This is a genomic window from Pseudomonas sp. fls2-241-R2A-110 (assembly GCF_030209165.1).
GTDB lineage: Bacteria > Pseudomonadota > Gammaproteobacteria > Pseudomonadales > Pseudomonadaceae > Aquipseudomonas.
Genome location: NZ_JARVSN010000007.1, coordinates 57119 through 80518, shown reverse-complemented (window position 1 = coordinate 80518; position 23400 = coordinate 57119). Strand labels below are relative to the sequence as shown.

Sequence of the window (23400 nt, the reverse complement as noted above, 5' to 3'; positions counted from 1 at the left end):
ATCAACCTGCTCAAGCACGTAGCGATACCGTAGCCGACTCGCGTGCAACTCCCTATAATGCCGCCCCTATGGCTAAACAGAAGAAACACCCAACAGGGACCATCGCGCAAAACAAAAAGGCGCGACACGATTACTTCATCGAGCATAAGTTCGAGGCTGGTCTGGTCCTGGCCGGCTGGGAAGTAAAGAGTCTGCGGGCAAGCAAGCTGCAACTGGTCGACAGTTACGTGCTGCTCAAGGATGGCGAAGCCTGGTTGCTCGGCAGTCACATCACGCCGTTGATGACCGCCAGCACCCACGTCATCGCCGACCCGACCCGCACCCGAAAATTGCTGCTCAACCGCCGCGAGCTGGAAAAGCTGGCCGCCGCCGTGCAGCAAAAAGGTTATGCCTGCGTGTGCCTGTCCTGGTACTGGAGCAAGCACATGGTCAAGTGCGAGATCGCACTGGGCAAGGGCAAGAAGGAATACGACAAGCGTGATACCGAACGCGAGCGCGACGCCGGTCGTGAATTGCAGCGTGCGGTGCGCAACAAGGGCAAGGAAGATTAATTCTTTCGCCTTGAGACCGCTTTCGTCGGATACCTGATCGTTCCCACGCTCTGCGTGGGCATGCATCCCGTGACGCTCCGCGTCACACAGCGGACGCAGAGCGTCCATTGCTGCATTCCCACGCAGAGCGTGGGAACGATCAATCCACTGACTACATCCCTTTGCGCCGCTCCGCCCGAGCCATGCGCTGTACTTCCTGACGCACCTCTTCCAGCACTTCCTGCACATACAGGATGTGTCGACTGGAGACTTCCCGCGCCTGCTCCGCCCTTCCTTCAATAATCGCCAGGTACAACTCCCGGTGCTGTGTGATCAGCATGTCGCGGGTTTCGGTGCGCTGCTTGTACATGCCACCGATGTTGGTCACCACGTTGCGCTTGAGCAGATCGAACAGCCCGCGAATGGTGTGCAACAGCACCGCGTTATGGCTGGCTTCAGCAATGGCCAGGTGAAATTTTGCGTCCGCCGCTCCCTCTTCCGCCCGACTCACCTCGTCGTGCCGCGTGTAGCAATCCTGCAATTCGTTGAAGGCCGCGGTCAGCCGCTCGCGATCCACATCAGTGGCGCGCAGTGCCGCGTAATAGGCGCAAGACGCTTCCAGCGTATGGCGAAACTCCAGAAGATCGCGCTGAGCTTCGGGATTGCTTTCCAGCAGGTGCAGCAGCGGATCGCTGAAAGTCGACCCCAGCGATTCCACCACATAATTGCCGCCACCCTGGCGACTGACCAGCAAGCCCTTGGCCGCCAGTTTCTGAATCGCCTCGCGCAACGAAGGACGTGACACGCCGAACTGCTCGGCCAACGCGCGTTCGGCCGGCAAGCGCTCACCGGACTTCAACGTGCCTTCGAGAATCATCCCCTCGAGCTGCTCGACAATATCGTCAGACAAACGGCGCTGACGAATCTGATCAAACCCCATAACTCATTTCTCCACGGTCCCGACGGCTCGCCGGGCTCTCTATTCTGGCCTATCGGCGCTGTGCCAGCACCTACCAGACAGCGTTTGTTAAGACAGATCAAGCACACGTCCATGGGCTTATTCGACAAAAGTTTTAGGGCGGCAAATTGACACACCGCCTACAACGCTTTTACCCTAGCCAACAGCGATTGTAAATTGGTATTACCAATTATCCAAGAACGCTGACCAGTGCCTGACCAACAACAATTAGGGGCCACCCCATATGCAAACCTGGCAACAGCTCTATACCCCGCTCGGCAGCCTCGGCGTCTCTGCGCTCGCGGCCGTCATTCCCATCGTGTTTTTCTTTTTGGCATTGGCCGTGTTCCGGCTCAAAGGGCACGTGGCGGGCAGCATCACGCTGGCCTTGTCCATCGCCGTCGCCATCTTCGCTTTCCAGATGCCGGTCGATATGGCCTTCGCTGCCGCAGGCTATGGCTTTGCCTACGGACTTTGGCCCATTGCGTGGATCATCGTCGCGGCGGTGTTCCTTTACAAACTGACGGTCAAGAGTGGCCAGTTCGAAGTGATCCGCAGCTCCGTGCTGTCGATCACCGATGACCAGCGCTTGCAGGTTCTGTTGATCGGCTTCTGCTTCGGTGCGTTCCTGGAAGGGGCCGCCGGCTTCGGTGCTCCGGTCGCGATTACCGCCGCCCTGCTGGTAGGGCTGGGCTTCAACCCGCTGTACGCCGCCGGCCTGTGCCTGATCGCCAACACCGCGCCAGTGGCTTTCGGTGCCTTGGGCATTCCGATCATCGTCGCCGGGCAAGTGACCGGCATCGACGCGTTCAAGATCGGTGCCATGACCGGCCGCCAACTGCCGCTGTTGTCGTTGTTCGTGCCGTTCTGGCTGGTGTTCATGATGGACGGCATGCGTGGCGTGCGGGAAACCTGGCCGGCCGCGCTGGTGGCCGGCTTGAGCTTTGCCATCACCCAATACTTCACGTCGAACTTCATCGGCCCCGAGTTGCCGGACATCACCTCGGCGCTGGTCAGCCTGATTTCCCTGACGCTGTTCCTGAAAGTCTGGCAGCCAAAACGCGCCGCAGGCCAACACATCGCCGGTGCCGTCTCGGCTTCGGTGGTAACGGCCAGCGCCGGCGGTTTCGGCCAGCCACGCACCACCGTGGCTTCGCCTTTCAGCCTCGGCGAAATTTTCAAAGCCTGGTCGCCGTTCCTGATCCTCACTGTCCTGGTCACTATCTGGACCCTCAAACCGTTCAAGGCAATGTTTGCCGCCGGCGGCTCGATGTACAGCTGGGTGTTCAACTTCGCCATCCCGCACCTGGACCAAATGGTGATCAAGGTTGCGCCGATCGTGACGGCACCGACCGCTATCCCGGCGGTGTTCAAACTCGACCCGATTTCCGCGACCGGCACGGCGATTTTCTTCTCCGCGCTGATCTCGATGCTGGTGCTGAAGATCAATATCAAAACTGGTCTGACCACTTTGAAAGAGACCTTCTACGAGCTGCGCTGGCCGATTCTGTCGATCGGCATGGTGCTGGCATTTGCCTTCGTCACCAACTACTCAGGCATGTCGTCGACCATGGCCCTGGTACTGGCTGGCACCGGCGCTGCGTTCCCGTTTTTCTCGCCATTCCTCGGCTGGCTGGGCGTGTTCCTGACCGGTTCCGATACCTCGTCCAACGCGCTGTTCAGTTCGTTGCAAGCGACCACCGCACACCAGATCGGCGTCAACGATGTGCTGCTGGTGGCGGCCAACACCAGTGGTGGCGTGACCGGCAAGATGATCTCGCCGCAATCGATCGCCGTGGCCTGCGCCGCGACCGGTCTGGTGGGCAAAGAATCGGACCTGTTCCGCTTCACCCTCAAGCACAGCCTGTTCTTTGCAACCATCGTCGGCTTGATCACCCTGGCTCAGGCCTACTGGTTCACTGGCATGCTGGTGCACTAAAACCTGCACGGCAAAACGCAAAAACCGACGCCGGACCACGATTCCGGCGTCAGCAATTCACCACCCGGTCTGTAGGGCTGCTGAAAGCTTGCCTCTCTATATTCAGCAGCCTCAGCGGACGGATAACCGGGCCCACCCGGAGACACGCCTGATGAGCGAGCTTTTTTACAACGCCGTGCCGAACGCGACCCGTGTCGCCCCGCCACTGCCCAAGCCTCGGCAATACCCCAGCGAAAAACCGTCCCGGGTCTACCTGTTCGGGACTTGCGTGGTGGATTTGTTCTACCCCGAAGCCGGCATGGACGCGATTCACTTGCTGGAGCGTGAAGGCATTCGTGTCGAGTACCCGCAAGGGCAAAGCTGCTGCGGACAACCGGCCTACACCTCCGGTTACACCGAGCAGGCACGTACCGTGGCGCGCTCGCAACTGGCGTTGTTCGCCGGGGATTATCCGGTGGTGGTGCCTTCAGGTTCTTGTGCCGGGATGTTGCGCGAACACTACGCCGACTTGTTCAAGGACGAGCCGCAGACGTTGAAACAGGTTCAGGCGCTGGCCGCCCGGACTTACGAGTTGGCCGAGTTCCTGTTGTTTGTCTGCAAGGTGCAGCTCAAGGACAGCGGTAAACCGGTAAAAGTGGCGTTGCACACGTCGTGCTCGGCACGCCGTGAAATGAACACCCACCTGCACGGTCGCGAGTTGTTGGCGCAATTGAGCAACGTGGAGCGGGTCAATCACGATCACGAAAGCGAATGTTGTGGCTTCGGCGGGACGTTCAGCGTCCGTATGCCAGACATTTCCGGCGCGATGGTGGCTGACAAGACCCGGTCGTTGAAGGAGTCCGGCGCGCACAAGGTACTGAGTGCCGATTGTGGTTGCCTGATGAACATCAACGGCTCGCTGGAGAAACAGCAGGCAGCGTTGCGCGGCCAACACCTGGCCAGTTTCCTCTGGCAGCGAACCGGAGGTGCTCAATGAACGCTTCTGCGATTATTCCTACGGTTGCCGTGGAAGAAGATTTTCGCGTCCGGGCTCACAAGGCTTTGGACGACAAGCAATTGCGAAACAACTTTCGCACTGCGATGGATTCTCTGATGACCAAACGGGCAGCGTCCTTCAGCGATGCCCACGAAAGAGAACATTTGCGCGCGCTGGGCAATGCTGTCCGCGCCCGCGCGTTATCCAAGTTGCCCGACCTGCTCGAGCAGCTTGAACAGAACCTGACCCGCAACGGTGTGACAGTGCACTGGGCGGAAACGGTGGACGAAGCCAATGGCATCGTCCTCTCGATCATCCGCGCTCACGAGGGGCGGCAAGTGATCAAGGGCAAATCGATGGTCAGCGAAGAGATGGAAATGAATCACTTCCTCGCTGAACAGGGCATTGAATGCCTGGAATCGGACATGGGCGAGTACATCGTCCAGCTCGACCACGAGAAGCCTTCACACATTATTATGCCGGCGATCCACAAGAACGCCGGTCAGGTCGCGTCCTTGTTCCACGACAAACTTGGCGTGGAATACACCAAGGACGTTGACCAACTCATTCAGATCGGTCGCAAAGTCTTGCGACAGAAATTCTTCGAAGCGGACATCGGCGTCTCCGGCGTCAACTTCGCCGTGGCCGAAACCGGCACCCTGCTGCTGGTGGAAAACGAAGGCAACGGCCGCATGACCACCACGGTGCCACCGGTGCACATCGCCGTCACCGGCATCGAAAAAGTCGTGGAAAACTTGCGCGATGTGGTGCCGCTGTTGTCGTTGTTGACCCGCTCGGCCCTCGGCCAGCCGATCACCACCTACGTCAACATGATCTCCGGTCCGCGCAAGGAACATGAACTCGACGGTCCCCAGGAAGTGCATCTGGTCCTGCTCGACAACGGTCGCAGCCAGGCCTTCGCCGACAGCGAACTGCGCCAGACACTGAACTGCATCCGCTGCGGCGCGTGTATGAATCATTGCCCGGTCTACACTCGAATCGGTGGCCACGCCTACGGTGAGGTTTACCCGGGACCTATCGGAAAAATCATCACCCCGCACATGGTTGGCCTGGCGAAAGTCCCGGACCATCCGAGCGCATCATCGCTGTGTGGCGCTTGCGGCGAAGTTTGCCCGGTAAAAATTCCTATCCCTGCATTGCTGCGGCGCCTACGGGAAGAAAACGTCAAATCCCCTGACAGCCCGCATCAAGTCATGCGCGGCCAGGGCAGCAAGTATTCACGCAAGGAACGCTTTATCTGGAACGCCTGGGCCACACTCAACAGCTCACCAACGCTGTATCGTTTGTTCGGCTTCTTTGCCACGCGCCTGCGTGCGCTTGCGCCGAGCAACGTTGGCCCGTGGACGCAAAACCACAGCGCACCGAAACCCGCTGCCCGCTCACTGCATGACATGGCCCGCGAGCATTTGGCCAAACAGGGAGATCGTTGATGAGCGCCAAGCAAAACATCCTCGCCAAGTTGCGCAACAGTCTGACCGGCACCACGCCTGTGCCCGACGATTTCGACGTCGAACTGGTGACAGCGCCTTACACCTACACCGCCGAGCAACGCATCCCGCAACTGCGCAAACTGATGGAAGCGGTGCACACCGAAATCCACCTGACGTCCGCCGAAGATTGGCCTGCGTTGCTTGCTCAGTTGTTGCGGGATCGTCAGTTGCCGAGCCTGTTGATCGCACCGACTACACCTCACGGCCAACGTGTCACTCAGCACTGGGAGAAAAATCCGGGACTGCCGTCACTCAAGTCCTACAACCGCCCGGTTGAAGAATGGAAAGCCGAACTGTTCAACGACACCCCGGCCAGCCTGACCACCACCCTCGGCGCCATCGCCGCCACAGGTAGCCTGATTCTCTGGCCGACACGCGAAGAACCACGCCTGATGAGCCTGGTGCCACCGGTGCATTTCGCCCTGCTCAAGGCCAGTGAAATCCGCGATAACTTCTATCAGGTGCAGCAGGAATTCGAATGGGCCCAAGGCATGCCGACCAATGCGTTGCTGGTGTCTGGCCCGTCGAAAACCGCGGATATCGAACAAGTCCTGGCCTATGGCGCACATGGTCCCAAAGACCTGGTGGTTTTGATTCTGGAGGACCAATGAGTCTACCGGCGGCTTTCCTGCGAGATGCGCAGCAACTGATTCCTCAGGCGCGGCGTTTCGACGACCCACTGTCGACATTGGCCTTCGGCACCGACGCCAGTTTCTATCGGCTGATTCCGAAACTGGTGATCCGCGTCGAGTCCGAAGACGAAGTCGTGGCGTTGTTGAAATTGGCGCAGCGCGACCGCGTCCCAGTGACCTTCCGCGCCGCCGGCACCAGCCTGTCTGGCCAGGCCATAAGCGATTCGGTGTTGATCGTACTGGGGGATAACTGGAACGGGCGTGAGATTCGCGGCCAAGGCATGCAAATCCGCCTGCAACCGGGCGTGATCGGCGCGCAGGCCAACGCATGGCTGGCGCCGTTCGGCCGCAAGATCGGCCCGGACCCGGCCTCGATCAACGCCTGCAAAATCGGCGGCATCGTCGCCAACAACGCCAGCGGCATGTGCTGCGGCACGGCGCAGAACACCTACCACACGCTGGCCGGAATTCGTCTGGTGCTGGCCGATGGCAGCCGTCTCGATACCGAAGATGCGGCGAGTGTTGCCGCGTTTCGCCAGAGTCACTCCGCCCTGTTGGAACGCTTGGCGACATTGGGCCGCGAGACCCGGGCCAATGCCGAACTGGCTGCGAGAATCCGTCACAAATACCGTCTGAAAAATACCACCGGGCTGTCGCTTAATGCGCTGGTGGATTTCGACGAGCCTGTGGATATCTTGAGCCACTTGCTGGTCGGCTCCGAAGGCACACTTGGTTTCATCAGCGCAGTGACCTACGACACAGTCATCGATCATCCGAACAAAGCGTCGGCGCTGATCGTGTTCCCGGATGTGGAAACCTGCTGCAACGCCGTCACCGTACTGAAAAGCCAACCCGTGTCCGCCGTGGAGCTGCTCGACCGTCGCAGCCTGCGCTCGGTGCAGGACAAACCCGGCATGCCGGCTTTCGTACAACAGCTGTCGAACAATGCCTGCGCGCTGCTGATTGAATCCCGCGCAGCGTCGTCCACTTTGCTGCAAGAACAATTGGCGCAGATCATGGCGTCGCTGGCGGCTTTCCCTGTGGAAAAACAGGTCGACTTCACCGAAGACCCGGTCGAGAACGCCCGGCTCTGGGCGATCCGCAAAGACACCTTCCCCGCCGTCGGCGCGGTGCGTAAAACCGGCACCACGGTGATCATCGAAGACGTGACCTTCCCGGTCGAACAACTGGCGACCGGCGTGAACCGCCTGATCGAGTTGTTCGATAAACATCACTACGACGAAGCGATCCTTTTCGGACACGCGCTGGAAGGTAATCTGCACTTCGTCTTCACCCAAGGCTTCAACAACCCGGAAGAAGTCGCACGCTACCAGGCGTTCATGGACGACGTGGCGCAGTTGGTGGCGGTGGAATTCGGCGGCTCACTGAAGGCCGAACACGGCACCGGTCGCAACATGGCGCCGTTCGTTGAGCTGGAATGGGGCAGCGACGCCTATCAACTGATGTGGCAGCTCAAGCGCCTGCTCGACCCCAACGGCATACTCAACCCGGACGTGGTGCTCAGCGAAGACCCGCAGATCCATCTCAAGCACCTGAAACCGCTGCCGGCCGCCGATGAAATTGTGGATAAGTGCATCGAGTGTGGCTTCTGCGAACCGGTCTGCCCGTCGAAAGGCCTGACCCTGAGCCCGCGCCAGCGCATCGTGATCTGGCGGGATATCCAGGCGAAGAAACGCGCAGGTGTCGACACCTCCGAGCTTGAAGCCGCCTACGAATACCAGGGCATCGACACCTGCGCCGCCACCGGCCTGTGTGCGCAACGCTGCCCTGTAGGCATCAACACCGGCGAGCTGGTGAAAAAGCTCCGCGCCCGTAACGCGACGCATACGAAAACCGCCAACTGGCTTGAAGGAAATTTCGCCACCGCACTGCAAGGTGCACGCTTCACCCTGCACGTTGCCAATGGCGCGCGGATGCTGCTGGGCGCGCCACGTCTGGCGAAGCTGTCGGCGACGTTGACCAAGTTATCCAAGGGCCAGGTACCGCAATGGACCAACGCGATGCCGCAACCGGAAAAAGCCATTCGCTTCAGCCCTATCGTGTCGGATGAGCGTCCTCGGGTGGTCTATCTCGCCGCCTGCGTCTCGCGGGTCATGGGCCCGGCGGCGGGTGATAAAGAGCAGATGTCGCTGTACGACAAAACCCGTGGGCTGCTGGAAAAGGCCGGCTATCAAGTCGTCTTCCCGGACAATCAAGACAGCCTCTGCTGCGGTCAGCCGTTTGCCTCAAAGGGTTATGCCGAACAGGCCGAACACAAACGCCAGGAACTGATCGGCGCGTTGCTGCATGCCAGTCGCGGCGGGCTCGATCCGATCTACTGCGACACCAGTCCGTGTACGTTACGGCTGGTTCAGGACCTGGGTGATGTGCGCCTGGACCTGTACGACCCGGTGCGTTTCATCCGTACGCATTTGATGGATCGACTCGATTTCACGCCGCAGGAAGCGCCGATTGCGGTGCACGTCACGTGCAGCACACAGCACCTTGGCGAGAGCCAGGCGCTGATCGATCTGGCACGTAAATGCAGCAAGAACGTGGTCATTCCCGAAGGCATTCACTGCTGCGGTTTTGCGGGGGATAAAGGCTTCACGACGCCGGAACTGAACGCACATTCGTTGCGTACGCTCAAGGATGCGGTGCAGCAGTGTAGCGAGGGGATTTCGACCAGTCGCACCTGTGAGATCGGTCTGACGCAACACGGCGGAATTGACTACCACGGGCTAGTCTATCTGGTGGATCGGGTAACGCAGGCGAGGGTCATGCAAGAAAGATAGAACCCTGATGCGCTGCCGCAGTCCACACAATAAGCCCGGACGACCGGGCTTTACCTAAACTCGGCAGCCCGTCCTGATGGCCAGCGATGCCTGGACCCTCAGTTCAAGGAGATACACATGAAACGTTCTGTACTGTTAGGTCTGTTCGTTACTGTCTCACTGATGGCGTCCACTTCGTTTGCCGCTGAAGACCAATGTGCGGTCAACTTGAAAACCATCGAAAATGCCAGGACACAGATTCCTGAGGAAATCTCTGACCAGGTAGAGGACTCCGTAAAACAAGCCCAAGCGGACCACGCAAAAGGCACCAAGGAAGGTACTGACGATTGCATCGCCGAGACCAACGACACCATCAAGATGATCAAGGACGCGAACAAAGGCGGGAAGTAACGCAGCACTATCCAGTACGAAGCAAGACAAAACCCGCCATTTGCGGGTTTTGTTGCATCTGGGATTTGGTCAGGCGTGCACCGCCCGCGTCGTCATGAAAGCTTACCCCATGCTTGAGTCCCAGAGCCCATAGGAGCGAAGCTCCGAAAGAGGCTACCAATGAAAAGAGGCGATATCCCCTCTGCTTCTATCAAACAATTTTTTCATAGCCATTCTGCTAAAACCGAATTACTGCGCCCCGCCGTAGTCTTTTATGTAGGCCCCATCAATCGTGATTAATTTTTCCGTCCTCGGCCAAGCCGCTCGCTCACACAGCAGCACCGAGACCATCAGGTAAAGGAGATATCCATGAAACGTACCGCACTCGCTGGCCTGTTGATTTCTGCTGCAATGTTGGCCTCTCCCGTATTTGCTGCGGACAACAGCCAGTGTATGAGCAAGGTGCAAGAGCTCGAAAATAAAGTCAGCTCACTGCCGGCGACCTCCACAAACACCATAGTGGAGGTCAAAAGGCTTCTGGCCAGCGCCAAAGCTTCACAAGCCTCCAAGGACGACAAAAAATGCGTCACCGAGGCCACTCAAGGATTGTCACTCGCCAACCAGGTCACCCCGTAACGTGCGATGGACAACCTTCGGGTTGGCCTTCTGAGCCGTGTTGGCGTACACTGCACGTGCTTGTTGCTCACTTTGACTCACAGAGCAACAGGCTCGGGGCCGTTTAGGATTCGACGCCGGTTGCGAAACTTTAGGTGCATGCCGAGTTGGTAACAGAACTCGTAAATCCACTGTTGCAACTACTTATAGTTGCCAATGACGAAACCTACGGCCAGGAATTCTCTCTCGCTGCGTAAGCAGCTTTAGATCCTGAGCTTCTGGTACCTTCGGGTCCAGCAATCACCAGGGGATGTCTGTAAACCCAAAGTGATTGTCATATAGAACAGAATCGCCGTGCAGTACGTTGTGGACGAAGCGGCTAAAACTTACACAACTCGCCCAAAGCACCCTGCCCTTCGGGTCGCTGAGGGTTAACTTAATAGAAACGGCTACGCATGTAGTACCGACAGCGGAGTACTGGCGGACGGGGGTTCAAATCCCCCCGGCTCCACCAAATACGAAGCAAAACAAAACCCGCCAAGTGCGGGTTTTGTTGCATCTGGGGGTTGGGGATTTTGGCTCGACCATGCCCTGCGAAATGCGCAAGCTCTCGGGGCAGCGTAAAGCTGTGGGCGCGAGGCTTGCACGCGACGAGGCGTGTTTAGCTACCAAAAATCTGACACACCGTGTGCGCTGATGGGCCAATTCCATCACAACCGAATTCACGCCTTAGAAGTCCTCCAAGATTGCCAGCGTGACACTAAAAGCTGACTGCCTAGTCCCTATGGTGCAGAGGAAAAGCCAAGCGCGACTTTTAAATAAATGCGTCCCCTTTTCTTATGGCTAACGTGCCGACACGTTAACCAAGCGCAAACGCCGATGTTTCGGTATCGGTGGATGAATTACTAGAAACTGATCGGTTACCTCGCCTATCATTTGATCGAGGTTGTGCAAGTCGCGCCCCAGCGGCGCCTCGCTGGACAGCAGGACGGATCGGCCATTTTCTGTGGATACGACAGAATCTAACGCCCCGCGACTTCCACCCGTGACTTGCGCGGCCTCACTTCTATCGATGGACTGGTCACGGACAAACTTACCATCGACCAAGTTACTCATAAGATCACTAGATCTTGACTGCCTCCCCTGTGCTGAGATGTTTTCATCTTCGGCGTGCGAGTGGAGCAATGACCGACGCAAAGCCCGCAAGTCGCGCCAGTACCTGCCTTCACGGCCAACACCATCGCCTGTATCGAGCATCAGGCCACCGCCCACCGTCGCTTGAAGCGGGAAGACCTGTGCACATCAATGCGCAGGCGTGACGGTAACAGGACTTCAGACTGACTATGCAAACCTGCGTCGCTGCGCTCCGACTGCCTGTCCAAATGGACATGAATCAGGTATCCAGGTGAGCGTGGAACGAGCGTCCGAATGATCGTTGGTTGGGTGTCCAAGTGACGTGAAACCCGCAATCAAAGGTGCCTCAGTTACGGGGACGCATAGGGCAGCTTAATGGACAGGCGCGGATTGCGCCTGGTTGATCACACGCTGCGCTGGAGCGTGTCCGCGTTCAGGAGCCTGAGAATTACCATATGCGGGTGGCCCTAGAGCGCTGGCACACCTGACTTGATGAGCGTAGCTTTGCTTGCCTTCACCTGCGGGGTGGGGCAGGTGTTCACAAGACATAACTGAGACACATAAAACCCTGCCCTGCTCGTAGAGGCTTGCTGCTACAGGGCTGGGCATGTGTTCAGACATTGATTACAGGGGAGTCAACTGCCTACCTCAATAGAACAGCCGGCCCCTACAAATATGCGCACGATTTCTCATCGTTTCAATTTGTCGATTTCAGCACTCAAGTCTTCTCGTTCAGCGTAAGCGATCCATGAATCAGCAACTCTTTGCAACATGGCAGCGGAGCGAGGAAACTCAGACGCTGCTTCAGCCCAGCGCTGATACATTCCCGCTAGCGCCCGCTCCTGTGCACCCCCCTCATGCAATGCCTTTGAATAGACTCCTCGTTTATTTATGCACTCGAGTACGAACCCCTTTTCAATCTGCTCCGACGCAAATCGTTCGATAACGGTGCAAACAGCGGAGGGAGGCCAAAGTAACTCCTCTGTTGGAGAATGCTCAGCGTAGGCCAACACCTTCCCGATGTGCTGATCGGCCATATCTGAAAGATCACGCTTAGCAGCTTCTTCTCGAACGCCTAATACCCACGATTCCAACTCTGCCAAGCTAACCAGTCCATTCTTGGTGCCTGGGACTCGTTTGAAAGATAAAAGCAGACGATACGACACATTCGCTCGTGACTTTTCTTGATCGCTAACTTCAGTTTTTGGCTCGGATTTCTTGCCTCGAAAAACATGAGATAGCACTTCGACAAAAAGCGCTGAATCTTGGGCTAGAAACTCATACAACACAAGTAAGCGCTGACTATTTGACAACAGCGGAAGATATGCATATTCCCACCGTGCGATCTCCTCTCGCCTTGCATCTTCTCTGGACTCTAGCTCTTTAAATGCTTCATCCAAGTAATAAGAGAGCATGCCGCCTCCTCCTTGAACATTGGCATGTGCAAGCTGTTCCTGCCCCTCTTCAAGAAGAGAAAAAATAATTTCAGTTGGTAGCTGCCTAATCCGTGAATTTACGGCACCTAATGCTTCAATACTCCGCCGCATACGGCGCAACTCTCCTACAGCAAGTAGGAGCATATCCAGTGGACAATCCAGTGGCAGAAAATTTATGCGTTGCCAGTATTCATCGTAAACGTCCTTACCGAGCGACTTCGCAAACTCCCAAGTCCACAAAGTCATTGGCCAGCCAAGAAGAAGTTTTGCCTTCTCACTTGAAGTACCCACCAGCGGAAATATTCGCTCGCGAAGGACTTCTGCCCATTCTTGACCAAAGCGTCTAGCGCCTATAGCGGAAGCACACATCGCCAGCTCCCCAGGGGCAGTTGAGCTTAAGGCTGCATCGAGTAGCGTGAGAAGTTGTTGCTGCGTAATTTCAGATCGATCTAAGGCCTGGCCAACTAGATTGGGTAATGCAACTCGGTGGGCAAGCTCAACAATCCCTTGCGGACCATCGCGCAAAAGAATGCGCTCTAGCGCTTCCTTTCTATAATCATCAGGATTATCAAGGTCTTCAGGCTTGTAACGTGCTACATGTGGTAACCAATCATCGAACAATTGCTTGTCCTCGACAAAAGGATCAGTTGGGCGGTGGCGATCAAGCAACTCCTCAATACCCTTTCTTTCCTCCTCCGCTATAGCCCAGTCACTTTCAGCATAAAACTCATGCTTAGCGACCTCAGAGCGCAGTGTGCTCCATACTGAATTTATCTCACCACTTTTTTGTCCGGCAAGATAATCATTCAAAAACAGCAACATAGCCTTTCTATCATCAGGATTGAACGAAGAAAGTGACTTGACGAGCAATATAACTCTATCTTCGTTCCTTTCAGCCATTCGAATGGCACGACTAACCACTGCATGTTCAAAGTCCCAAACCAACCCGAATGTCAACGACTCCTCATTGATAGGCGCAACATCACGTAATTTTGGCTTCTGAGTTGGCGCGGATGTGTCATGTGATCGCGGCAATAGTTTCACTAACAACTGCCACCCTACGGCCGGGCACGCAGCTATAATTTGGTCGAGGCAGGAAATGCGCTGCCTAAGTGTGGCGTGAGTGTTCGGCGACCAACTTAGCAAGATCGCTCGCAGGCTGTTTATCGGACGATTCGAAGCACGCGAATCTTGACCCGGATCGATCTCAGCGAGCCTAGCGAGAATAAGAGTGGCCCGATTCAATAATTTCGGATCCCAAGCTAAAATTTCAAGCGCCCATAAGATATATATGTGTGGACTAGTAGACCCAAAAATATCATCGCCTTGATCGGCAAAGAGGCGAACGACTTCGCTACGTTCGCCCCCGAGCATACACTCGAGGGCCGTCAAAAAAGGGTTAGGCGCGGCCTCCGCCAACAGCATGATCTGCTCCGAGAGCCCTATTAATATGCGGTGGTTTCTTCCCCACTCTGGAAGCGTATTTAGAATCTCGTCAACGAAGTTTTGCGAGGTGCCTTTGGTGATTTTAAGGCCACCAACCTTGTCCATGGTAGCAATGATGAGAAGCGTGAGAGCCAGCCCATCTCGAAGCCATTTACTGTAGTCCGCAGGAGAAACGTAGTTAAGGCTAAATTTTTGATCACGAGAGGGTTTATCTACAACATGACTGAATACCTTAATAGCGGCAGCTTTCAGGCGATGTAGATCAGGCTCACCTATCAGATGACCATAAAAACTAAAGGCATCAACAGGTGCCCGTACTTGCCAATAGTCACTTATACAATCAAACGGCGGATCAGCAAGCATGATGGTGGGGTGAAGCTTTTCCTCCAACGCAGCATAATCCGCGAGCCCCGATAGCTCTTTGAGAACGGTTTTGTCCAGCTCCTGCTCCACAGACCAACCTCCGGCTAAGAATGCAGCCTTCAAGTCGTTGGCCTGACGACCCCATTCTGGAGGTTGGTAAGGCCGGTTTGAGATCAGCCGTTCAAGGATTGTAAGACTGCGGCCGCATCGATGGGCGAGTTCGTACCCATCCTCCCGCTCGAGACCCATTTCCATGAATCCATCGACCATTCCATTGGCCGTAGAGCGCGTAAGCCCTTTGTGCTTCCTTGCCTGCACACCAGTGGCGGCGGACAAAGTTGGTCCGATGGAAGCTAGCATTCCCGACATATCATCACCTTTCTGGGTGGTAATAAATGTCAGGTTTGTATGCCTACTCAGAAAGCGGGCAGCCGCTTCAGACTCCACAATAAGGGTTCTAACCTCCAGGGCTCTCCGCACCTCTGGCTTTGCCATGCGAATCGCCGCAACCGCAAATGCTACTACCTCAATTGCCGCTTCTACCCCCAGCATCACTGCTTGAGCAGGCCCAACTAGCTTTTGCAATAATTCATCGGCGATTTCCTGTCGGTCACCAATCACTACTTTCTCGTGAAGGGAGGGCTTGAACCGAGTACTGTACATTTCCCAAAACTCGTCCGTACTAAGTGCCCCATCCTTTGGTGCCGTTAGTAGAACGGTCCTTGCATAGAGCGCAGCTACCGCGGGGTGACGATCAAGCCAGTGAACCAGCTCAACTGCGTCCAGATAACGGACATCTTTCCATTTGCCCTCTGCTTTTCGCTCGCTCTCCCAGGCTGTTAATAGCTCTCGCGGCGTATCCCACTTCTCCAAATTAACCAATATGAGGGTATTTTCTGCCATTTCCGCAGGGTCAGTTTTCCCCGTACGCTTCGTATAGTCGGCAGAAGCCTTAGCAGCACCTGCACCTGAACCAAACTCCCACTTGGACTTGCCGGCCGGAACAAACTCTGCTGATTCTGTAGTCTCCAGGCTTCCGTCCCAGCCACGAACCTGACCTGAGTCGCCTCCGGGAAACCTAAAGCGGCTGAGGTCGGTAATAGATGCTCTTATTAGATCGGCAATCATGTCCGGGAGGTACGCACGGGCATCGAGTCGTTTCGCCCAAGCAGCTAACCCCGCCTCATCTATCCACTGCATGTACTCTGTCCTTTGTTGTGGCAATGATTTGTAGATTGATAACAAACCAAGTGCGATGGAGATTCTTAGTATCGCAAGCTCGCCGTTCTACTAGCAAAATGCAATCGTGAAATTTAAGCACGTGAGGGCGAACGCCCCGCGCAGTACAGTGAGGAGGGGGAATTTCGAAAAGGTACTCCCGCCCCCCACCCCTATAGGGGGTAATTCGTGCCCCGCTCGTTCGCTTTATATGACCTTGTTTCGGTGGTTGGTTGTTGCTTAGTTAAAGCAACCAAAGCCCCAGCCAATAAGGGTTTCACCCCAGATTCGATGCAACGAAGACTGAATCCGCCCCGCTGACACGACAACCGACAGGTTGGTCCGAGTTGGTTGGCACGTTACGCAAGGCACTTTCGGAATTTTTGACGCGGGTTCAGATGCTCAATGAGGATTCCAATCGCCAGCGTCACGCGTAACGATCAGTTGCAGGAATGGAACTTAAGGTTATGGCCTTAGGTATACTCATCACCGGTCATTTTTTCTTGCCTGACACGTCACAGCAACCAGCAGCGTGTATGCCCCTGTGTATGCCTTGGGTAACGCAACCACACCAAGCCCAATGATTACTGGGGCAACATAGGCCGGTTCAAACGGCCCCGGCCACCTATTCAACATCTAAAGACGTCTACGAAATACCAAATAGTGTCATGAAGTACATTTCATATGCGCTCAAACCACCCACCTCTCCAACCGCCTGCTCAAGGCGATCAAACCGAAAAACAAGGATGACATCCTCACCGATAGATTCGGTGGCCCTGCCCCTACCCTGACACCGGGGGCCCCCTCCAAAACACCCTAACCGCCCAACCATCATAAAAACTTAACAAACTTACTTCAAAGTCCGGGAGCCCGTTATCACAAGGAGTTCCTTTAATGAAAAGTTTGATCAAGTCTGCTGCGCTCGCCGTTACGGTTTCTCTTTGTGCCTCCTCAGTGTCTTTCGCTAATGACAGCGTCCGCCTGACAGGTTCTGGTGCCAGTTTCCCAGCACCGATCTACCTCACCTGGTTCAAGGATTTCAGCAAGAAAGCCACTGGCGTCACCGTGGATTATCAATCCAAGGGCAGCGGTGCGGGTGTGCAGGACTTCCTGAACAAAACCGTAGATTTCGCGGCCAGTGACTCGGCCATGAAAGACGAAGACATCGCCAAGGTTGCAGAGGGCGCGCAGTTGCTGCCGATGACCGCGGGTGAAATCGTGCTGGCTTACAACCTGCCGGGCAGCCCCAAAGGGCTTAAATTGCCGCGCGACGTTTACTCCAATGTGTTCCTGGGCAAGATCACTCGCTGGAACGATCCAAAGATCGTCGCGGCCAACCCGGAACTGAAACTGCCTGACATGCCGATCACGGTTGTCGTGCGTGCGGACTCCAGCGGTACTACCGCGGTATTTACCAAGCACATTGCGGCAATCAATCCTGAGTTCAAAAAGGAGCTGGGTGAAGGCAACACAGTCAACTGGCCGGCCAGCGACAAGTTCATCAAATCGCCCAAGAATGACGGTGTAACAGCCACCGTACGCCAGACCCCAGGTGCGATTGGCTACATCGAATACGGTTTCGCCAAGCTGGCTAAGGTCGACTTTGCCCAGTTGCAGAACAAGGCCGGCGCTTACGTTGTACCGAACGCGGAAAGCGGAGCTGAGGCTCTGGCTGCGGTGAAGATGCCGGAAAGCCTGGTGGCCTGGCTGCCCGATCCAGACGGTGCCAAGTCCTACCCGATCACGTCCTACACCTGGATGATTTTCCGCAAGCAGAACGAGAGCCCGGCCAAGGCCAAGGCCATGCGCGAAATGGTCGAATACAGCCTGACTGAAGGCCAGAAAATCGCCGATTCGATGGGTTACATCCCCCTGCCGCAATCGGTCGTCGAGCAGGTTCGTAAAGCTTCCTCCAACATCCAGTGACGCTCGCGAGGTTCCTTCGGCGTGCGCTATCAGCCTCGCCGAAGGAATTTCCCCCACGCTCCGGAATTAGCCCATGAACAAGCCATTTGTCGTACCGGTTAATCCGGACTCTGCATGCCAGCCCCCTTCTGCAAAGGATTTCCTGCTTGATCGCACCTTCCGCGCGCTTGCGCGGATAGGCGTGGTTCTCGTTCTGGCGCTGGTGTTTGCCTTGGTATTCGAGGTGGGACGCAAGGCACTTCCAGGCATTGAGAAGCACGGTCTGGACGTCCTTTTGGGCACCGTCTGGGATGTGAACCAAGGCAAGTACGGCATTCTGCCGGCCATTTGGGGCACGCTCTACAGCGCCCTGATCGCGTTGGTGATCGCAGGCTTTTTCGGCGTCAGCATGGCGATTTTCCTGACCCAGGATTTCCTGCCTGCCCAGCTTGCCGCCATTTTTCGCACCATTGTCGAGTTGCTCGCGGCGATTCCCAGCGTCGTTTACGGTCTGTGGGGGATCTACGTGGTGATTCCGGCCATTCGGCCCCTCACGGACTGGTTGAACAGCGAACTTGGCTGGATACCTTTTTTCGGCACGACCTTGAGCGGACCAGGCCTGTTACCCGCCGCCTTGGTGCTGGCCATCATGATCCTGCCGACGATTGCCGCCGTTTCGCAGGATGCCCTCACGGGCGTACCGATGAAAACCAAGCAAGCCGCCTACGGCATGGGGACCACCCACTGGGAAGCGATTCTCAAGGTGATGGTGCCATCCGCTGCCACCGGCATTTTCGGCTCACTGGTACTGGGCCTGGGTCGGGCCTTGGGTGAAACGATGGCCCTGGCGATGTTGGTCGGCAACTCAAACAATATTTCTCTTTCTCTGTTTGCACCGGCCAACACGCTGGCAGCTTTGCTGGCGCTGAATTTTCCCGAGGCCGGGCCGACCGAGGTTGAGGTGTTGATGTATGCCGCACTGGTCCTGATGTTGATCACCCTGATAGTGAACGTCATCGGTTCCATGATCATGGTCTATGCCCAGCGGGGTACTAAATGATGAATAACCTCAGTTCTCCTGTAGCCGCGCTGCCAAGTCTGCAGCGCAAATTTGAAGGCCGCGCCCTGCGCAGCCTGGTGTTGACCACTCTGGTCTGGGCGGGCGCCCTGCTGGCCAGCGTGCCCCTGATTTCCGTGCTCTACATGCTGATTACGCGCGGAGGTGCCCGTCTGCGCCTTGAGGTGTTTACCGAACTTCCGCCGACCGGGTTCGAGACCGGCGGCGGCTTCGGCAACGCGATGGCAGGCACCTTTGTCATGGTCGGTATCGCAGCCGCAATCGCGGTTCCGGTCGGCATCATGGCGGCAGTCTTCCTGGCTGAACTGGGACCGGACAGCAAGCTGGCCAACGCCGCGCGCTTCGCCGCCAAGATGCTCACGGGGCTGCCTTCGATTCTGGCCGGGGTTTTCGCCTACGCCCTGGTGGTGATGACCACCGGTACGTACTCGGCACCGGCGGGCGGCGTGGCACTGGCAGTGCTGATGCTGCCTATCGTCGTGCTTACCGCTGAAGAGTCGATGCGGATGGTGCCCAAGATCATGAAGGATGCGGCCTACGGCATGGGCTGCACCCGCTCGCAGGTCATCTGGAAAATCGTATTGCCTACCGGCATGCCGGCGATGCTGACCGGCGTGATGCTGGCGGTGGCGCGCGCAGCCGGCGAAACCGCGCCATTGCTGTTTACCGCCCTGTTCAGCAACTACTGGATCTACCACGACGGCAGCCTGGCGGTCATGAACCCGACCGCATCGCTTGCCGTACTGATTTATAACTTCTCCGGCATGCCGTTCGACAATCAGCTTGAGCTCGCATGGGCGGCCTCGCTTGTGTTGGTGATGATCGTGCTGATCGTGAATATCGTCAGCCGTATTTTCGGCAAGCCGAAGTTTTGAGAATGGGAGCAAATACTGTGAACGTATTATCTGCGCAAAAAGCCGCCCCGTTCGAGGCCCAGGCATCTGTGGTCATGGACTGCAAACTCGACAAGATTTTCTACGGCAACTTCATGGCGGTCCGTGACAGCCATGTGCCGATCGAGAAGAACAAGATCACCGGATTCATCGGTCCTTCCGGCTGCGGCAAGAGCACCGTGCTGCGCAGCCTCAATCGGATGAACGATCTGGTAAAGGGCTTTCGTTTCGAGGGCCATGTGCATTTCCTCGGGCAAGACGTGTATGGCAAGGGCGTCGATCCAGTGGTCGTGCGTCGCTATATCGGGATGGTGTTCCAACAGCCGAACCCGTTCTCGATGAGCATTTTCGATAACGTTGCTTTCGGCCTGCGCCTCAATCGCTACCAGGGCGACCTGGGTGACCGCGTCAAGCACGCACTGCAGGGCGCCGCGTTGTGGGATGAAGTCAAGGACAAGCTCAAGGTCAGCGGCCTGTCCCTCTCGGGGGGCCAGCAGCAACGGCTCTGTATCGCCCGCGCTATCGCCACCGAACCGGAAGTCCTGTTGCTGGATGAGCCGTGCTCGGCACTCGACCCGATTGCCACCCGCCGTGTCGAGGAATTGATGGTCGAGTTGAAGAAGGACTACACCATCGCTCTGGTCACCCACAACATGCAGCAGGCGATCCGTGTCGCTGACACGACGGCATTTTTCTCGGTGGATATTTCGCAGGGCACGCGTACCGGTTATCTGGTTGAGATGGGCCCCACTGCGCAGATATTCGACAATCCGCGTGAGCAAATGACCAGCGATTACATCAGCGGCAAATTCAGCTAGTCGACAACCATCCGGTCAGGACCGAATGCCGCCAACGGCCACACGACATTGGCGTGCATTCGGTCGCTTCACCTTCTCACTCATCTTCATCAGGATTACCAATGTTCGCAAAGCGTCGTCTTGATTTGCCTGCGATTGAACGTGCGCTGCGTGAGGTGCAAAGTCGGTTTGCCGAGCTCAGCACGCAATTCACCGAGCAGCGAGATCCCTTGACGGACGAAGTGCTGCAGAACGTGCTTGAAGGCTATGCCCTGATTGACGATTACGTTGCACGGGATGTCGACCTGTTTGATCTTCAGCAGTTGAATCTGATGCTGGAGATCAATGCCACGGTGCTGTGCGGCCGAGACCCGGCCCGCCGGCTGGAATTCGCTCAACACCTTGCCGCCACTGAGGAACACTTCTTCAACAACGTGGAAGGTGGAATCAAAGACTTGTTCAACTGGTACTCTGCGCATCGCAGCGAATCAGTCTGGAAGCGTGCCGCCGGTGTGTATGTGCGCATCCTCAGCAAGCCGCAATTGTTCATTGAAGGCAACAACCGTAGCGGCTCGCTTATCGTCAGCTATCTGCTGATGCGCGCAGGTCTGCCGCCGTTCGTGCTGACACTGAAAAACGCCGAGGGCTACTTCAACCCGTCCTCGGTCATACGCAACTCCGCCAAGCATGGCGTCAAGGCGTTGTACGAATTGCCCAAAATCAAGAAAAAATATGCAGCTTTCCTGGAAGAACAGGCGCCTGATCCCTTGAAGTTTTTTCTCAAAGACAAACGCGTGCCCGCCCATCAGGGAGGCCGTTGATGGATTGGTATCCAATGCTCGCCAAATGCCGAACGTCCGCCAGCCGGGTATGGCACGCCATCCAGCGTGCCATCCCGATGCCCGCGTTCAGGCGTGCACGCATACGGATTTCGTTTGATATCGATGACACGCTGGCCTGCCAACTCCACCACTGCGCAGTCGAGAAAAGCCGGCTGCCAGCCTGTGTTCACCGTTGGCTGGGTGAGCCGTTGCGGATCGGAACACGCTCCCTGACCCGAGAATTACGTCGCCAGGGCTGCAGCATCTGGGTCTACACATCGTCGGGGCGCACGCCGTCCTACATCCGGCGCTGGTTATTGCTTTACGGGATCCGTGTCGACGGCGTGGTCAACAGTGTGCGGCATAACCGTGCCCTGACGGTGCATGGGCTGTCGAACGCGCCCTCGAAGTTTCCGCCGGCATTCGATATCGACTTGCATGTCGATGATTCCGAAGGCGTACGGATTGAAGGTCATGACCACGGTTTTCGCGTGGTTGTCGTGCACCCGGAAGATGAGCGCTGGGCGCAGAAAGTCCTGGATGCAGTCACTGACGTCCAGGCGCGGCTAGCCCGGCAGCAACCGCACAGACACAAGGAGCCCGCGCAACAACGCTCGGAAGTTTTTTCCTCCTGATGTTCACAATCCACAAATCACGTACAAACAAAAACGCCGCTCAATGAGCGGCGTTTTTGGCGCTGGCAATGAAGCTCAGCGGCAGGTTACGAGCCTCAGACGTTGCCGTTCCAGGGACGATCTCCATTCTCGTCCTTGATGCGGGTTGGAAGGCCCATCACATCCAGTGCCTTGAGGAACGGCTCAGCCGACAGCTCCTCGACGTTGACCATGCGTTGCACGTCCCACTCGCCACGGGCAACCAGCAGCGCTGCGGCCACGGGCGGCACGCCAGCTGTATAGGAAATGCCCTGGCTGTCGGTTTCTGCGTACGCTTCTTCGTGGTCGGCCACGTTGTAGATGAAGACTTCGCGCGGCTGGCCATCCTTGGTGCCCTTGACCAGATCACCGATGCAGGTCTTGCCTGTGTAGCCCGGCGCCAGCGAGCCTGGATCAGGGAGCACGGCCTTGACCAATTTCAGTGGCACGACCTCCAGACCTTCAGCAGTCTTGACCGGTTGCTCGGAGAGCAGGCCGAGGTTTTTCAGTACGGTGAACACATTGATGTAGTGCTCGCCGAAGCTCATCCAGAAACGCACGTTGGGCACGCCGAGGTTTTTCGACAGGGAGTGCACTTCATCGTGGCCGGTCAGGTACAGGTTCTGCGACCCTACAACCGGCAGGTTGTCGGTGCGTTTCACTTCGAACATGGCGTTGCTGGTCCACTGGCTGTTCTGCCAGCTCCACACCTGTCCGGTGAACTCGCGGAAATTGATTTCCGGGTCGAAATTGGTAGCGAAATACTTGCCGTGCGAACCGGCATTGACGTCGAGAATGTCGATCGAATCAATGCTGTCGAAATATTCTTGCTTCGCCAAAGCTGCATAGGCATTGACCACGCCGGGGTCGAAGCCCACGCCAAGAATGGCGGTGATGTTTTTCTGCTGGCATTCCTCGAGGTGATTCCACTCGTAGTTGCCGTACCACGGTGGTGTCTCGCAGACCTTGCCCGGCTCTTCGTGAATAGCGGTGTCCAGGTAGGCTGCGCCGGTATCGATGCAGGCGCGCAGCACCGACATGTTGAGGAAGGCGGAACCGACGTTGATGACAATCTGCGATCCGGTTTCGAGGATCAGTGCCTTGGTCGCCTCGACATCCAGAGCGTTCAGCGCGAAGGCCTTGATGTCGGCGGGTACTTTGAGGCTACCCTTGGCCTTGACGCTGTCGATGATGGCCTGGCACTTGGAGATGTTGCGCGACGCGATAGCAATACGACCGAGTTCGTCGTTGTGCTGCGCGCACTTGTGGGCCACCACCTTAGCGACACCTCCTGCGCCAATGATAAGAACGTTCTTTTTCAATTGCGGTAT

At 56.7% G+C, this 23400-nt stretch carries 17 protein-coding genes and 1 other RNA gene; 15 read left to right on the top strand and 3 right to left on the bottom strand.

Going from position 1 to position 23400, the window contains the following annotated elements:
• Nucleotides 1-68: 68 nt before the first annotated feature.
• The gene (gene smpB / locus QRN31_RS05770; protein WP_007900551.1) at nucleotides 69-551 is read left to right on the top strand and encodes an SsrA-binding protein SmpB; all 483 of its coding nucleotides are present in this window, start codon (nucleotides 69-71) and stop codon (nucleotides 549-551) included.
• A 151-nt stretch (nucleotides 552-702) separates the two neighbouring features.
• Here the strand turns inward: smpB and QRN31_RS05765 are convergent, their stop codons facing one another.
• Nucleotides 703-1470, bottom strand: coding sequence for a GntR family transcriptional regulator (locus QRN31_RS05765; protein WP_010463546.1), 768 nt, complete (start codon nucleotides 1468-1470; stop codon nucleotides 703-705).
• Nucleotides 1471-1732: 262 nt separating this feature from the next.
• On the opposite strand from QRN31_RS05765, the gene QRN31_RS05760 reads away from it, so the two are divergent.
• The 8 genes from QRN31_RS05760 to ssrA all read left to right on the top strand — a co-directional run bounded on the left by QRN31_RS05760 (nucleotide 1733) and on the right by ssrA (nucleotide 10839).
• Nucleotides 1733-3427 carry a lactate permease LctP family transporter gene (locus QRN31_RS05760; protein ID WP_285430748.1) on the top strand — a complete coding sequence of 565 codons (1695 nt, stop codon included), beginning with the start codon at nucleotides 1733-1735 and terminating at the stop codon, nucleotides 3425-3427.
• Between the two features lie 151 nt (nucleotides 3428-3578).
• Nucleotides 3579-4403, top strand: a complete 825-nt coding sequence (locus QRN31_RS05755) for a (Fe-S)-binding protein (RefSeq protein ID WP_285430747.1) — start codon at nucleotides 3579-3581, stop codon at nucleotides 4401-4403.
• The gene (locus QRN31_RS05750) at nucleotides 4400-5854 is read left to right on the top strand and encodes a LutB/LldF family L-lactate oxidation iron-sulfur protein (protein ID WP_285430745.1); all 1455 of its coding nucleotides are present in this window, start codon (nucleotides 4400-4402) and stop codon (nucleotides 5852-5854) included. The genes QRN31_RS05755 and QRN31_RS05750 overlap by 4 nt, the downstream gene beginning before the upstream one ends.
• Nucleotides 5854-6525: a LutC/YkgG family protein gene (locus QRN31_RS05745; RefSeq protein ID WP_285430743.1), complete on the top strand. Its 672-nt coding sequence runs from the start codon at nucleotides 5854-5856 to the stop codon at nucleotides 6523-6525. The genes QRN31_RS05750 and QRN31_RS05745 overlap by 1 nt, the downstream gene beginning before the upstream one ends.
• On the top strand, nucleotides 6522-9341 hold the full coding sequence (locus tag QRN31_RS05740; RefSeq protein WP_285430742.1) for an FAD-binding and (Fe-S)-binding domain-containing protein: 2820 nt from the start codon (nucleotides 6522-6524) through the stop codon (nucleotides 9339-9341). Before QRN31_RS05745 ends, QRN31_RS05740 begins: the two co-directional genes overlap by 4 nt.
• Before the next feature lie 117 nt (nucleotides 9342-9458).
• Nucleotides 9459-9731, top strand: coding sequence for a PA2433 domain-containing protein (locus QRN31_RS05735; protein ID WP_285430740.1), 273 nt, complete (start codon nucleotides 9459-9461; stop codon nucleotides 9729-9731).
• 348 nt (nucleotides 9732-10079) lie between these two features.
• Nucleotides 10080-10346, top strand: coding sequence for a PA2433 domain-containing protein (locus QRN31_RS05730; protein ID WP_259155445.1), 267 nt, complete (start codon nucleotides 10080-10082; stop codon nucleotides 10344-10346).
• Nucleotides 10347-10441: 95 nt separating this feature from the next.
• Nucleotides 10442-10839: a transfer-messenger RNA gene (ssrA, locus tag QRN31_RS05725) on the top strand.
• A 1309-nt stretch (nucleotides 10840-12148) separates the two neighbouring features.
• Here ssrA and QRN31_RS05720 read toward each other — a convergent pair.
• Entirely contained in the window at nucleotides 12149-15904 is a 3756-nt protein-coding gene (locus tag QRN31_RS05720; RefSeq protein WP_285430739.1) for a hypothetical protein, read from the bottom strand.
• Nucleotides 15905-16816: 912 nt separating this feature from the next.
• Here QRN31_RS05720 and pstS point away from each other — a divergent pair.
• The 6 genes from pstS to QRN31_RS05690 all read left to right on the top strand — a co-directional run bounded on the left by pstS (nucleotide 16817) and on the right by QRN31_RS05690 (nucleotide 22051).
• The gene (gene pstS, locus QRN31_RS05715) at nucleotides 16817-17848 is read left to right on the top strand and encodes a phosphate ABC transporter substrate-binding protein PstS (RefSeq protein ID WP_285430738.1); all 1032 of its coding nucleotides are present in this window, start codon (nucleotides 16817-16819) and stop codon (nucleotides 17846-17848) included.
• A gap of 73 nt (nucleotides 17849-17921) precedes the next feature.
• Nucleotides 17922-18887 carry a phosphate ABC transporter permease subunit PstC gene (pstC, locus tag QRN31_RS05710; protein WP_285430737.1) on the top strand — a complete coding sequence of 322 codons (966 nt, stop codon included), beginning with the start codon at nucleotides 17922-17924 and terminating at the stop codon, nucleotides 18885-18887.
• Nucleotides 18887-19780: a phosphate ABC transporter permease PstA gene (gene pstA / locus QRN31_RS05705; RefSeq protein ID WP_285430736.1), complete on the top strand. Its 894-nt coding sequence runs from the start codon at nucleotides 18887-18889 to the stop codon at nucleotides 19778-19780. Before pstC ends, pstA begins: the two co-directional genes overlap by 1 nt.
• A 2-nt stretch (nucleotides 19781-19782) precedes the next feature.
• On the top strand, nucleotides 19783-20616 hold the full coding sequence (pstB, locus tag QRN31_RS05700; RefSeq protein ID WP_405046064.1) for a phosphate ABC transporter ATP-binding protein PstB: 834 nt from the start codon (nucleotides 19783-19785) through the stop codon (nucleotides 20614-20616).
• 101 nt (nucleotides 20617-20717) lie between these two features.
• The gene (locus QRN31_RS05695; protein WP_285430735.1) at nucleotides 20718-21416 is read left to right on the top strand and encodes a hypothetical protein; all 699 of its coding nucleotides are present in this window, start codon (nucleotides 20718-20720) and stop codon (nucleotides 21414-21416) included.
• Nucleotides 21416-22051, top strand: a complete 636-nt coding sequence (locus QRN31_RS05690) for a hypothetical protein (protein ID WP_285430733.1) — start codon at nucleotides 21416-21418, stop codon at nucleotides 22049-22051. The genes QRN31_RS05695 and QRN31_RS05690 overlap by 1 nt, the downstream gene beginning before the upstream one ends.
• 95 nt (nucleotides 22052-22146) lie before the next feature.
• Here QRN31_RS05690 and QRN31_RS05685 read toward each other — a convergent pair whose 3' ends face one another.
• A complete protein-coding gene (locus QRN31_RS05685; protein WP_285430732.1) occupies nucleotides 22147-23391 on the bottom strand; it encodes a saccharopine dehydrogenase family protein in 1245 nt (414 codons plus the stop codon).
• Between the last annotated feature and the right edge of the window lie 9 nt (nucleotides 23392-23400).